This is a genomic window from Agrobacterium vitis (genome assembly GCF_013426735.1).
In the GTDB taxonomy this organism is placed as follows: Bacteria; Pseudomonadota; Alphaproteobacteria; order Rhizobiales; family Rhizobiaceae; genus Allorhizobium; species Allorhizobium vitis_D.
Map to the genome: position 1 here is coordinate 2,140,852 of NZ_AP023272.1, position 13,361 is coordinate 2,154,212.

A 13,361-nucleotide genomic window follows, 5' to 3' on the forward strand; every position below is an offset into this window, starting at 1 on the left:
GTTTGGTCGTCCGCTTTTCGTTTCAGTAGATAATGCGGCAGATGCCTTTCACCAAGAGGCGCTTACGGATGCAATAACAACACCATGCATTGGCCGCCTTCCCGCAGGGCCGACGCATGTGGTGGGCGCACGATTAATGCCCCGGCCTCGGCGAAAATTCGCATCATCGAGGAATCTTGCTTCGGAAAGGTCGTGACCCAAAGCCCATCCGCCGAATCGACCCGCAATTGGGCGCGCAGGTAGTCCTGTCGCTGATCGTTGGCAGCAAGTGCAGTTGCCGTGCGGGCGTGTCTGAGGCGCTGCGGCAAAGCGCGATGGCCGAGCTTGGCGATCAGCGGTTCGAGAAACAGCAGGCTACAGACCATGCTGGAGACAGGATTGCCGGGCAGGCCGAGCACATGCATCGGTCCGAGGTTGCCCACCATCAGCGGTTTGCCCGGGCGCATGGCGATTTTCCAGAAATCCAGCACCATGCCCGCATCAGTAAGCGCTGCCTGCACCAGGTCGTGATCGCCAACCGACGCGCCGCCGGTCGTCACCAGTACATCCGCACCTGCGGCCTCTGCCTTGCGGATGGCCGCGACGATGGCGTCATGATCATCAGGCACGATGCCGAGATCCAGCACATCCGCGCCCAGATTTTCGGCAAGGGCGGCAATGGCAAATGTGTTGGAGGCGATGATTTGGCTTGGCCCCGGCGCGGTGCCTGATATCACCAGTTCATCACCAGTTGCGAGAAGGGCGATGAGCGGCTTGCGATAGACCAGTGCATTTGCATGATTGCCGCTTGCGGCCAGCATCAGCTTGGCAAAATCCAAAGCCTTACCTGCCGGAATCAAAACCGTGCCTTCAGCAAAATCCTGGCCGCGAGGCCGGATATGGCGTCCCTGCACAGCGGCGAATGTGGTGCGGATACGAAGGCTCTTTTCCGCCGGTTCCGTATCTTCCTGAATGAGGACGCTATCGGCACCATCAGGCACAGGAGCACCGGTAAAGATCCGCACGCATTGCCCGGCGCCCACCCTGCCATCAAAGCCGTGCCCGGCCGCCGATTGGCCGATCACGGACAATTCGCTCCCCGGCGAGAGGGCATCTTCGGCCCGCAGCGCGTAGCCGTCCATGGCCGAGGCATCGAAAGGCGGCTGCGTCAGCCGAGCTGCCATATCCTCTGCGAGAATGCGGTTGCGGGCCTGCCGGAGCGGCAGAATTTCGGTGTCCTGCAATGGGGTCGCAGACGCCAGCAGTCTGGCTTGGGCCTCTTCCACGGGCAGCAGTGCCATTATCCGGCCTCCGGATGACGAAACGGGCCGGATTTTCCGCCAGTCTTTTCAACCACCCGAATTCTGCCGATCTCCATGGTCTTGTCGGCGGCTTTTGCCATGTCGTAAATCGTCAGGCAGGCAACTGAAACGGCAGTCAGCGCTTCCATCTCGACGCCGGTCTTGCCGGTTAGTTTGACGGTTGCTGTGACGCGCAGGCCGGGCAGGGCGGCGTCCTCGGTGATGTCAACACTGACCTTGGTCAACATCAACGGATGACAGAGCGGGATCAGGTCTGCCGTGCGCTTGGCGGCCATGATGCCGGCCAGCCGTGCCGTACCGATCACATCGCCCTTCTTGGCATTGCCGTCGCGGATCAACGCCAGCGTTCCCGGCGCCATGCGGATATGGCCTTCGGCTATAGCGACCCGTACGGTCTCGACCTTGTCGCCGACATCGACCATATGCGCTTCGCCCGCAGCACCGATATGGGTCAGGCCGCTCATTCGGCGGCTATGCGGTCGGATGCACCGGTCAAGAGCGCCTTGGTGGCACCAGCCACATCGTCCTTGCGCATCAAGCTTTCACCAACCAGGAAAGTTTCGATGCCGGATTTTTGCAGGCGAAGGCAGTCTTCATGAGTGAAAATTCCGCTTTCACCAACCAGCAACCGATCAGCGGGAACCATGGCGGCCAGCCTCTCGCTGACGGCAAGATCGACCTCGAAAGTCCGCAGATTGCGATTGTTGATGCCGATGAGCGGTGAGGCGAGTTTCAGCGCCCGCAGCATTTCCTCTTCATCATGCACCTCAATCAGCACGTCCATGCCGAGCGCCAGGGCTTCCCCTTCCAGATCCGAGGCCTCGGAATCTGACAGGGACGCCATGATCAGCAGGATGCAATCTGCGCCCCAGGCACGCGCTTCATGCACCTGATAGGCCTCGAACATGAAATCCTTGCGCAGCGCCGGAAGTGTGCAGGCCGCACGGGCCGCGACCAGAAACTCCGGCGCACCTTGAAAGCTTGGTGCGTCGGTCAGCACCGACAGACAGGCAGCCCCGCCCGTTTCATAGGCTTGAGCCAGCGCTGGTGGGTCGAAATCGGGACGGATCAGACCTTTGGACGGGCTGGCCTTCTTGATTTCAGCAATCAGTCCGAAATTGCCAGCCGCCTGCTTTGCCCGCAATGCATTATAGAAGCCACGTGCCGGTGGCTGGTCGGCGGCGCGGGCCTTGATCTCATCCAGCGGTACGGCATTCTTGGCTGCCGCGATTTCCTCGCGCTTATAGGCTTCGATCCTCTTCAGGATGTCACTCATGCCGAATGTCCTCCATTGGAGACGGTAATCAATGTCTCCAGCCGTTTCAGGGCAGCGCCGCTGTCCAGCGATTGCGCGCCGAGCGCCATGCCGTCCGCCAGTGTGGCGGCTTTTCCGGCAATGACCAGGGCCGCGGCGGCATTGCAGAGCGCCACTTCGCGATAGGCATTTTTCTCACCTTCAAGAACAGCGCGCAAGGCCTTGGCATTATATTCGCCGTCGCCACCCTTCAGGGCGGCCAGCTCAACCTGCTCCACGCCGAAGTCACCGGGCGTCAGCTCAAAACTACGGATATTACCGTGTTCAAGGGCCGCCACCTGCGTCGTTCCGGTCGTGGTGATTTCATCAAGGCCATTGCCATGCACGACCCAGATGTTCTCACTGCCCAGGTCACGCAGGGTCTCGGCCAGCGGTACCACCCATTCGGGCGCATAGACGCCGAGCAACTGCTTTTTAACGCCAGCCGGATTGGCGAGCGGTCCCAGAAGGTTGAAAATGGTGCGGGTGCCAAGCTCCACTCTCGCCGGGCTAACATGGCGCATGGCAGAGTGATGCAGCTGGGCAAACATGAAGCCGACGCCAGCCTCCGATATGCAGCGGCCAATGACGGCTGGATCGATATCCAGCTTAACGCCGAGCGCTGTTAGGCTATCGGCTGCACCGGATTTCGAGCTGAGTGCCTTGTTGCCGTGCTTGGCGACCGGAACACCGGCACCTGCAACAATCAGGGCTGCCAGCGTCGAGATATTATAGGTGCCGGTTCCATCTCCGCCCGTTCCGACGATGTCTATGGCATCCGCGGGTGCACTGACCGGCAGCATCTTTTGGCGCATGACGGTAACGGCGCCAACAATCTCCGGCACGGTTTCACCGCGCATGCGCAGGGCAATCAGGAAGCCGCCGATCTGGGCAGGCGTTGCCTCTCCCGACATCAGGATGTTGAAGGCGTCTGCCGCCTCATCCCGTGTCAGTGCTTGCCCGCTGGCGACTTTTGCGATGAATGGCTTCAGCCCGTTCATATGCTTCGCCCTCCCGGCGGTTCAGCGTGTGATGGCCTGCTGGGCCAGCGCCTGATTGATGGTGACGCCATATTTGGTCTGGAGCTGGTTGACCATCTGATCGAGAATATCGTCACCGGCGGATTTCGCCAGCGCGGTAATCTGGCTTTCCTGCTGGTCTACGACATCGCCGGTCGGCTGGGTGTTGACATCCGTAACCTTCAACAGGATCTGGGTCATCGGATCGGCACCAACCGCCGAGCCAATCGTGCCGGAAGGTCCACGGAATGCGGCCTGGACGGCGGCAGGGCCAAGCACCGGATCTTCGGTATCGCGGCGAAGACCGGCCTTGGTTTCGACGCCGATGGCCAGTTGCGTGGCCAGATCGGCGAGTGCCACTCCGGTATCGGCCTTGGCCTTCAACTGCTCAACCTTGGCGCCCAGCGCCTGTTTCTGCTGTTCGGTAGTCCAGTCGGAGATGGCCTTGTCCTTGACTTCGTCCAGCGTTCTCTCACGAGACGCATCGGTGGCCGTCACGTCGAACCACAGATAGCCATTGCGACCGATATTCAGCGGCAGGGGTTCCGCGCCCGCTTCGGTTTCAAAGACTGATTTCAACAGGTTGGCTTTTTCCGGCAGGTTTTCTACTGCCTTTCCGGTCTTATCCTGTCCCTGAGCATCGATTCCGTCAACCTTGATGGCTTTCAGGCCAGCTTTGGTGGCGGCTTCCTCAAGGCTGGAACCGGAGGCGCGCATATCCTCGAACCGGTCATGCACGTCATTGATCTGCTGGGCCGCGGCATTGGCAGCAAGATCAGCGCGAATCTGCTCCTTGACTTCGTCAAGCGTTTTCGTGCGGCTTGGCTTGATGTTGCTGACCCGCAGGATCACCGGTCCGAAGGCTCCTTCAACCACAGGTGTCGTATCGCTGTCTTTGGCGACGGCGAATGCGGCATCGGCCAGTTTCTGATCGGGAATATCTGCCCGGGTGAAATCACCCAGCAGCACATCTGTCGCCGTCTTGCCCTGGTCGGCCACCAACTGATCGAAGGTCTTGCCATTCTTCAGCGACTGAGCCGCGGTTTCGGCCAGTTCCTTGGTCGGGAAGGTCAATTGCTCCAGCGTCCGGGTGCCAGCCACTTCGAATTTCTTGAGGTTGGCGTCGTATTCCTGCTTCACCTGCTCGTCGGTCACGGCTTTCGGATCGGCGATATCGGCAGGCTCTAGTTTTACATAGGAAAAGCTGCGATATTCCGGCGCGCGGTAGCGCGATTTCATCGTGTTGAACCAGGTTTTCAGAACCGTTTCGTCCGGTGCCTTGATCGGGTCGATATTGGCAGTGGTCAGCAGCAGGTAGTCAATGCTGCGGCTTTCCTGGCGATAGAGTTTCAACGCATCGACCAGCACTTTCGGAGGCACGAACCCTTCCGCTGTCGCATCGACGATCTGGCTGCGAACCGCGACCTTGGAGCGCTCGGTGATATAATCTTGCTCGCGAATGCCGGAATTGCGCAGCCGTGAGGTGAACAATTGCCGGTCGAACTGGCCATTGGTGTTCTTGAAGGCCGGATCGTCACCGATCAGTTGGGCCAGGCGGTCCTGGGAAAGGCCGAGATTCATGTCCGAGGCCAGCTGATCGAGAGCGGCACCCGCTACAAGCTGCTGGTAGACCTGCGATTCGATGCCGAGCGAACGGGCCTGCTCGCTTGTCAATTGCGTGCCGAAACGGCGGCTGAGATCGGAGATCTGTCGCTGATAGGCGAGGCGGAATTCATTGGAATTGACGCTCTGGCTGCCGACCTTGATGACCTTGTCCGACGTGTCGCTCATGATCGAGCTGGAAATGCCCCAAATCGCGAAGGACGCGACAAGCAAAAGAAGAAGCCCTTTTGCCACCCAGGTGCCGGCAGCTTTTCTCAGGATCACGAGCATCGGAACGAAAACCTCATCAATATTCTTCGCCGGATGCGAAGCAGTCGCCGTTGCTTAAAGCAATCCCTGAACAAATTGAAGGCTTTCTTGATGGAAAACCCCAATGCCGTGGCATGAAACCTGTCATTGGCAGGCAGGCCCACGAAAAAGCCCGGCGAATTGATCGCCGGGCTTTGCATAAGACAGGGTATTGCCGATCAGCGCTTGGCGACGGGCAGGTAGTCGCGCTTGGGTGCGCCGGTGTAAAGCTGGCGCGGACGACCGATGCGCTGCTGCGGATCCTCGATCATTTCGTTCCACTGAGCAATCCAGCCGACGGTGCGGGCGAGAGCGAACAGAACGGTGAACATTTCCGTCGGGAATCCAAGGGCGCGAAGCGTAATGCCGGAATAGAAATCGACATTCGGATAGAGCTTCTTCTCGATGAAATATTCGTCGCTCAAGGCGATCTTTTCCAGCTCGAGCGCCACCTGCATCAGCGGATCGCCAGCATTGCCGGTGGCTTCCAGCACTTCATACATGGTCTTCTGCATGATCTTGGCACGCGGATCGTAGTTCTTGTAAACCCGGTGACCGAAGCCCATCAGGCGGAACGGATCGTTCTTGTCCTTGGCGCGGGCGATATATTCCGGAATCCGGTCAACCGTACCGATTTCGCGCAGCATGTTCAGGGCCGCTTCGTTGGCGCCGCCATGGGCAGGACCCCAGAGGCAGGCGATGCCAGCCGCGATGCAGGCAAACGGATTGGCACCCGAAGAGCCAGCCAGGCGCACCGTGGAGGTGGAAGCGTTCTGCTCATGATCGGCATGCAGGATGAAGATCCGGTCCATGGCGCGGGCCAGAACCGGGTTGACCTTGTATTCCTCGCAAGGCACGGCAAAGCACATGTTGAGGAAGTTTGCGGCGTAATCCAGATCGTTCTTGGGATAAACGAAGGGCTGGCCGATGTGATACTTATAAGCCATGGCGGCGATGGTCGGCATCTTGGCGATCATTCGCAGGCTGGCAACCATGCGCTGGTGCGGATCGGTAATGTCGGTCGAGTCGTGATAGAAAGCCGACAGAGCGCCGACAGTACCGACCATGACCGCCATCGGATGGGCGTCGCGACGGTAGCCTGAGAAGAATTTCGACATCTGCTCATGCACCATGGTGTGATGCGTGACGCGGTGATCGAAGTCCTTTTTCTGAGCGACTGTCGGCAGTTCGCCATAGAGCAGCAGGTAGCAGACTTCCAGGAAGTCGCCTTTTTCAGCCAGCTGTTCGATGGGGTAGCCGCGGTGCAGCAGCACGCCTTCGTCGCCATCGATATAGGTGATCTTCGATTCGCATGATGCCGTGGAGGTAAATCCGGGATCATAGGTAAACTTGCCGGTATGCTTATAAAGAGCGCCGATGTCGATAACATCGGGGCCGATCGTGCCGCTTCGCACGTCAAGATCGACGGCCTTGTCCTCAATCTTCAAGTTTGCGCTTTGTTCCGTCATGGTGATCCTCCGGATATAGGCGGGAGACGCAGCTTTCGCCTCGTCCCAGGTTAAGCGTTGCAATTAGCTATATGATCCAGAGGTTAATGCCAAGCTATCCAAAGGACAAAGTGTGCATTGCAATAAATCCTCACTTGCATTGCAGGCATGCGTTATTGCCAGAACTGCTTTTCTTGGTTTGCACCCCTTTCTCCTACAGCTTTTGATTGATAGTCTGCCGTTAGCGGCAAGGTAAGTTTTGTTGCCGAATTATCATAAAAGCAATTTTCAGGAGCCTCGCCGTTCGTTTTCAGCGCTTTGAAGGCGTGTGGCATTGCAAGGCACCGGGGCGACGGCAGGATCGATGCCGGATACGGCGGAATGGGAACTGGTCAGGCAAAAAGAGGCGCGTCCAGCGCGCGGCTTGCCATGGGATAGGGGCTCTTCCAAAACCCTGTTTGACGAGGTTCTGCGGCGTCCGGACATCGAGCCGGAGGACGAGGCGGCAACCCCTGATTTCGAGGGCCACTTTGGTGCGTCGCCGCTTCTGGTCTCCCGCTGGCAGCGCTTTCTGCGTGCTCTCCACCGGGATGCTCTACAGGAGCTTGCCTATGGGCGGACATTTCTGTTTTTACCCGTTCTGCTTGGGCTTAGTGCGATCTGGTGGTTTACCCGTCCGCAGGACCTTCCCCGTCTGCCGATCTTCCTGACTTTTTGTGCAGCCGGAGTGGTCTGGCTGCGGGTCCGTTACCGTCATCCTGTCCTGGCCGCCGTCTGCGGCATTGCAACTCTCGGTCTTGCTGGCATGTTGTTAGCTGATGTGCAAACCGCGCGTCTGGACACGATCATCATCGACAGTGCAGTGACGACGGTGGTGCGCGGCAAAGTGGTTTCGGTAGAACCAAATGCGGACGGCAATCAAAGATATGTGATTGCACTGCATCAAACGCGCTATCCTAGTCTAAAGCGTATGCCACAGCAGGTCGCGCTTCTGGCCCGCGGCAAGCATGTTCCCTTCAACCCCGGCGACTGGATTGAGGGCAGAGCGCGGCTCTCCCCGCCGTCCGGACCGGCTTTGCCGGGCTTGAACGATTTTGCCTTTGCCTCCTATTTTGCGGGCACCGGCGCGATCGGCTATTTTTATCAGCCACCCAAGCCATTTCTGCCGGGACCAGAGATAGCGCCACCGGATTTTTGGGAGCGTGCCGGAATCAAGCTGGATGAAACGACACAGGAATTGCGCAACGGCATTTCCGACCGTATCAGAGCCATCGTGCCGGGCGACGCGGGCGCGTTTGCCGTGGCGATTGTGACCGGCGAGCGGCGCGGCCTTTCGGAGGAGGCCAATAACGATCTTCGCGTTTCCGGCCTTGCCCATATCATCTCGATTTCCGGTCTGCATATGGCACTGGCCGGTGGGCTGTTCTTCGTGGGCATCCGGCGCCTGTTGAGCCTTGTCCCTGGCATGGCGGAGGCCCGCTCGATCAAGAAGATTGCCGCAGCAGGGGCGATAGCCACCACGACCGGCTATTTTCTCATTTCCGGCTACGACATTGCCGCCCAGCGCGCGTATCTGATGATGCTCATCATGCTGTCGGCGGCTTTCTTCGACCGACCTGTGCTTAGCCTGCGCAATGCCGCGCTGGCGGCTATCCTCGTGATTCTCCTCTCGCCGTCGCAGGTCATGGGACCGAGCTTGCAAATGTCCTTCGCAGCCACCTTTGCCCTGATCGCCGGATTCGACCTTTGGCGCCAACGCCCAAGAATGCCTCCCATCCTGCCGGCGATCCCCGTGCTGACAGTGATGAAGCCGTTGATGACGCTGGTCAGCGGCATTCTGATGACCTCAGCACTTGGCGGTTTTTCCACAGCGATGTTTTCAGCGGCGCATTTCCACCGGGTCGGATTGCATGGGTTGGAGGCAAATCTCCTGGCTGCTCCCCTTATGTCGATGCTTGTCATGCCAGCGGCGATGATCGGCGTGCTGCTCATGCCTTTCGGTCTGGACCAATGGCCGATCCAGTTGATGGGGCTTGGCCTTGAGGGCGTCTTGATGATTGCCAGCAAGGTCGCGAGCTGGGGGACTGGCTTCACCTTCGGCCGGTTCGTGTGGTGGTTTCTGCCGGTCTCGGCAACCGGCCTGCTGATACTGACCCTGATGAAGACGCGGCTCAGGCTGATTGGCGTGGCGATGATGCTGACGGCGTTTGGCTATGAGGCGATAAAAACCGATCCGCCACTGCCCGATCTCGCTATAACCGAAGATGGCCAACTGTTCGCTCTGTTTCGGACCGACAACCGCGATGTTTTGACCGTTGCCACCAACAAGAAGCGTCCGCCGGGTTTCGTTTTCAACCAATGGCGCTCAGTGCTCGACATCGCTGATCCGATTGCGCCTGAAATATTGCCCAAGCTGGCAGCCGTCGAAATGGAAACAAGCCAACAGGGCGCGGGGAAAAGCGAGGACAAGGCGCGGGAAACAACGCGGGCCGGTAAAACAAAAACAAAGACGGGCGGCCAAAAAACTAAGGGAAGAGAGCCGGTAGAGCCGCAACAGGCGATAGTGGAGATGACGACGGCAAAGGAGAAGGCCGATAAAAAACCTGATCTTTTCCATTGTCGCACTGATGCTTTTTGTCTCGCGAGGCTCAGCAATGGTTGGACAGTCAGCCTGGTGCAGAACCGCGACTATAGCGAGGCCGCCTGCGCCTTGTCCGACCTGATCGTCTCGACTGAGGCCAGTCGCGATGCCGTCTGTAAGGCGCCGATAGCATCCACTATTCCCGCAGAACATACCGAAGCCACCGTTATCCGGGAGCCTACGGAACACGCGACTGGGTTGGACGTTGAAAGTGAACGGATGATGGCCGATGGTGATGGGCTGGCGTCTGACAACAGCAGCCCGTCCGTTCGCTCCCAAACAATCAACCGAACGCAAGCGGGAGGCACTTCCGCAGCCAGTGAAAGCCCGGCACTACGGCAGGGCGTTGAATTGCCCATGGATAGCCACGTGACGGGCGGCACCTCAAACTCGGACCAGAATTCCCCGTCCCGAATAGAATCGGGCGAACCTCTCGCCTTCTTGCAAACCGAGAAGGCCGTTAACGCTGGAACGATGCTGTCACGTCCCCCGAAAGTCCTAACCCGTAACGATCTGCGGCGCTTCGGAGCGATGGAAATCACCCTCGGCGATCCCGCCACCCGAACTCTGCATATCGTTACGGCATTTCAAAATCAGTATCGGCCCTGGACTCGCCATCGTTATTTCGATTGGCGCAGCAATCGTTATGATCGACCGGATGGCTCGGCCCACGCCAATGTTCCATCTGCTGCCAGTAACGACGTCCAGTCAGGCGCTGGAGATGTCAGCGAGCTTAGTGATAGCGACGAATAAGACCGACAAGCTTGCCCTGGATTTTTACCCGGTCCGGTCCGAAAATCCGGGTTTCATAGGCCGGATTGGCAGCTTCCAGCGCGATGGACGCCCCACGGCGGCGGAAGCGTTTCAAGGTGGCTTCCTCATCGTCTACCAAAGCGACGACGATATCACCCGGATTGGCCGTGGTCGCATTGCGGATGATCACCGTGTCGCCATCGAGAATGCCAGCCTCGATCATCGAATCACCTTTGACCTCGAGGGCGTAATGTTCGCCACTGCCCAGCATTTCCATCGGTACGGAAATGTCATGGGTGTTGTTCTGGATGGCGGAGATCGGCACGCCTGCCGCGATACGGCCCATGACTGGTATGGATGAGGAATTGCGCACTTCCTCGACCGGCTTGGCCGGAGCGGATGGCACTGCCTGCAACTTGCCTCGACTGCCTTCAATGACGGATGGCGAAAATCCTGTACGTCGGGGCGGTATGCTGGAGGTCATGGCCTCCGGCAGCTTGATCACTTCCAGCGCTCGTGCGCGATTTGGCAAGCGACGGATGAAACCGCGCTCTTCCAAAGCGGTGATCAGCCGGTGAATGCCGGATTTTGAGGCGAGGTCCAGGGCATCCTTCATCTCATCGAAGGAGGGCGGTACCCCAGACTCCTTCATGCGCTCGTGTATAAACAGCAAAAGTTCCTGTTGCTTGCGAGTCAGCATTGGGACCTACCCTTTGAATTATGAAACAAATACAGAACATACGCTATCTGTTCCAGTTGTGTTCCGCAAGTCCTTCTTGCAAATTTCCTTCGATGACGCAGTGAGAGACGGCGTTGAAGAGGAGAGGAACGAGAAGCATGCTTTAAATACGGGAGGCTGAGAGGCTCGTATAAAAACAGAAAGCCTTTGCTTTCTTGTCCTGACGACGGTCGGTTGGGAATGGGCAGAAAGATAGAGAAAATCGATACTATCGAAGACGTGAAATTGCGGAATGAAAGTTGGTAGCAAGTTGTTTCAGTGCTGATGGCCAACGATAAATCGACAACAATAATCTGCCGCAGTGTCTGATCGGGGACATTATCACCCCCGATCCATTTTGATATCAGTGGCTTACAGCATCGCGACGGCAATTTCCGCGGCAAGACGCGCGTTGTTTTCCACCAACGCGATATTGGTGGTCAGGCTGCGGCCGTCGGTGAGGTGATAGATTGCGTCGAGCAGGAAAGGCGTGACGGCTTTGCCAATGATTTCCTCGCGTTCAGCCGCGGCCAGCGCCCGGCCAATATAGATTTCCATCTCCTCGCGCGCGATTTCCTCTGCTTCCGGCACAGGATTGGCGATCAACATGCCGCCATCAATGCCCAATTGGTCGCGTACCTTCTGGAAATTGGCAATTGCTGCCGGGCTTTCCAGTTTAAGTGGGCTTTTCAAGCCCGATTCCCGCGACCAGAAGGCTGGAAATTCGTCGCTGTCGTAAGTCACGACAGGTACGCCACGGGTTTCCAGGACTTCCAATGTCTTGGGAATATCAAGAATGGCTTTTGCTCCGGCGCAGACGACGATGACAGGGGTGCGGGCCAGTTCTTCCAGGTCCGCTGAAATGTCAAAGCTTTCTTCTGCGCCACGATGCACGCCGCCGATGCCGCCGGTGGCAAAAACCGAGATATTGGCGCGGGCGGCAGCGATCATCGTCGCGGCTACCGTGGTAGCGCCGGTGCGGCGTTCGGCAATGGCGTAGGCGAGATCGGCACGAGAGACCTTCAGGACATCAGTCATTTGCGCCAGTTTTTGCAACTGATCTTCTTCCAGCCCGATATGCAAAACGCCTTCAATCACGGCGATGGTCGCCGGGACAGCACCACCGTCGCGAATGATTGCCTCCACGCTTTGCGCCATCTCGACATTTTTCGGATAGGGCATGCCATGGGTGATAATGGTGGATTCCAGCGCGACAATAGGCGCATTGCGCGTCTTGGCCGCAGCCACTTCGCGGGCGTATACGATGGGCAGGAGCGGAGAAATCGAACGGGTCATGATCGGGAACTCGTTTGGCGGGAAAGGGCGCGCGGCTCGCCAACAAGGTCAAGGCGCGCGGCGAGGCGATCTGCGGTGAGGTCCTCGTCTGTTGCCCTGTCAGATAGCAGGGTCAGGCCAGCCAAGGCAACACCGTGGCGCAGCGCCAGCGGCAAGGAACTGTCATTCACTCTTTGCGAAAGCACCCCCGCACAAAGCGAATCGCCAGCTCCGGTCACATCGGCCAATGCGTCCAGTGGCGGCGGGGTCAAGGCATAGTCACCGCTTGGATCAAAGGCCACGACCGGTCCCGCACCATTGGTGACAACGCCGCCATGGAGGCCTTTGGCGCGAAGCAGATCCGGCCAATCAGAAGGATCATCCGGTTTTGTTCCCGCCAGAACCGCTGCTTCAGCGCTGTTTAGAAACAGCATATCGAATCTATCGAGGCAGTCGGCGTATCGCACCACTTTGGCCGGTGAAATGCCGATCCCGGCCAAAGGTTTGGCAAGCTCACGCGCCATGGCCGCAATCGCCTCCAGCGTCTCTTGCGGCAGGTTGGCATCAACCAGCAAAACGCGTGTGGCTTCGAAAGCTTCGCGAACGGCGCGTACTTTCAGCCGGCGTGGCGAGAACAAGCGGTAGAGCTCCATATCGGCCAAGCCGATCACCAGATTGCCGTCTTTTTCCAAAATAGCAGTGTAGCTTGGGGTGCTCCGATCCAAAAAGGTGAAGGGCCGGTCGTCGACGCCAGCCGCTTCGGCGGCGACCGCCACCCGTTGGCCAAGCGCATCGCCGCCGCGGGGGCTGATCATGGCAACATTCAATCCAAGTCGTGCCAGGGCGCGCGCCGCGTTGAAGCCACCGCCGCCCGGTTCTTCCAACCATCGCCCCGGATTGCTGGCGCCAGCAATGGTTTCCGCATCGATGCGTCCGCGCCGATCGATATGCGCGCCGCCCAGAACGAGAATGTCGAGACTCATACCTGCCAGCCTCCTGGA

At 58.6% G+C, this 13,361-nt stretch carries 10 protein-coding genes; 1 reads left to right on the plus strand and 9 read right to left on the minus strand.

All coding sequences use genetic code 11. The features are described from left to right. Window positions 1–62 precede the first annotated feature (62 nt). The 6 genes from H1Y61_RS09855 to gltA form a co-directional block, all read right to left on the minus strand. Window positions 63–1,280, minus strand: a complete 1,218-nt coding sequence (locus H1Y61_RS09855) for a molybdopterin molybdotransferase MoeA (protein ID WP_180572498.1) — start codon at window positions 1,278–1,280, stop codon at window positions 63–65. After that, window positions 1,280–1,765, minus strand: coding sequence for a cyclic pyranopterin monophosphate synthase MoaC (gene moaC / locus H1Y61_RS09860; RefSeq protein ID WP_180572499.1), 486 nt, complete (start codon window positions 1,763–1,765; stop codon window positions 1,280–1,282). Before moaC ends, H1Y61_RS09855 begins: the two co-directional genes overlap by 1 nt. Then, on the minus strand, window positions 1,762–2,577 hold the full coding sequence (gene trpC, locus H1Y61_RS09865; protein ID WP_180572500.1) for an indole-3-glycerol phosphate synthase TrpC: 816 nt from the start codon (window positions 2,575–2,577) through the stop codon (window positions 1,762–1,764). The genes moaC and trpC overlap by 4 nt, the downstream gene beginning before the upstream one ends. Further along, on the minus strand, window positions 2,574–3,596 hold the full coding sequence (gene trpD, locus H1Y61_RS09870) for an anthranilate phosphoribosyltransferase (RefSeq protein WP_180572501.1): 1,023 nt from the start codon (window positions 3,594–3,596) through the stop codon (window positions 2,574–2,576). The genes trpC and trpD overlap by 4 nt, the downstream gene beginning before the upstream one ends. Before the next feature lie 21 nt (window positions 3,597–3,617). Next, complete coding sequence (locus H1Y61_RS09875) at window positions 3,618–5,507, minus strand: peptidylprolyl isomerase (RefSeq protein WP_180572502.1); 1,890 nt, start codon at window positions 5,505–5,507, stop codon at window positions 3,618–3,620. 197 nt (window positions 5,508–5,704) lie between these two features. Then, window positions 5,705–6,994, minus strand: coding sequence for a citrate synthase (gltA, locus tag H1Y61_RS09880; RefSeq protein WP_015916260.1), 1,290 nt, complete (start codon window positions 6,992–6,994; stop codon window positions 5,705–5,707). Between the two features lie 307 nt (window positions 6,995–7,301). Between gltA and H1Y61_RS09885 the strand changes: the two genes are divergently transcribed. Continuing rightward, complete coding sequence (locus H1Y61_RS09885; RefSeq protein WP_180572503.1) at window positions 7,302–10,367, plus strand: ComEC/Rec2 family competence protein; 3,066 nt, start codon at window positions 7,302–7,304, stop codon at window positions 10,365–10,367. Here the strand turns inward: H1Y61_RS09885 and lexA are convergent. The 3 genes from lexA to H1Y61_RS09900 all read right to left on the minus strand — a co-directional run bounded on the left by lexA (window position 10,348) and on the right by H1Y61_RS09900 (window position 13,343). Next, window positions 10,348–11,067, minus strand: a complete 720-nt coding sequence (gene lexA, locus H1Y61_RS09890) for a transcriptional repressor LexA (RefSeq protein WP_060717064.1) — start codon at window positions 11,065–11,067, stop codon at window positions 10,348–10,350. The genes H1Y61_RS09885 and lexA overlap by 20 nt on opposite strands. A gap of 390 nt (window positions 11,068–11,457) precedes the next feature. Continuing rightward, on the minus strand, window positions 11,458–12,381 hold the full coding sequence (locus H1Y61_RS09895; RefSeq protein ID WP_180572504.1) for a pseudouridine-5'-phosphate glycosidase: 924 nt from the start codon (window positions 12,379–12,381) through the stop codon (window positions 11,458–11,460). After that, complete coding sequence (locus tag H1Y61_RS09900; protein ID WP_087728387.1) at window positions 12,378–13,343, minus strand: carbohydrate kinase family protein; 966 nt, start codon at window positions 13,341–13,343, stop codon at window positions 12,378–12,380. The genes H1Y61_RS09895 and H1Y61_RS09900 overlap by 4 nt, the downstream gene beginning before the upstream one ends. Window positions 13,344–13,361: the final 18 nt, after the last annotated feature.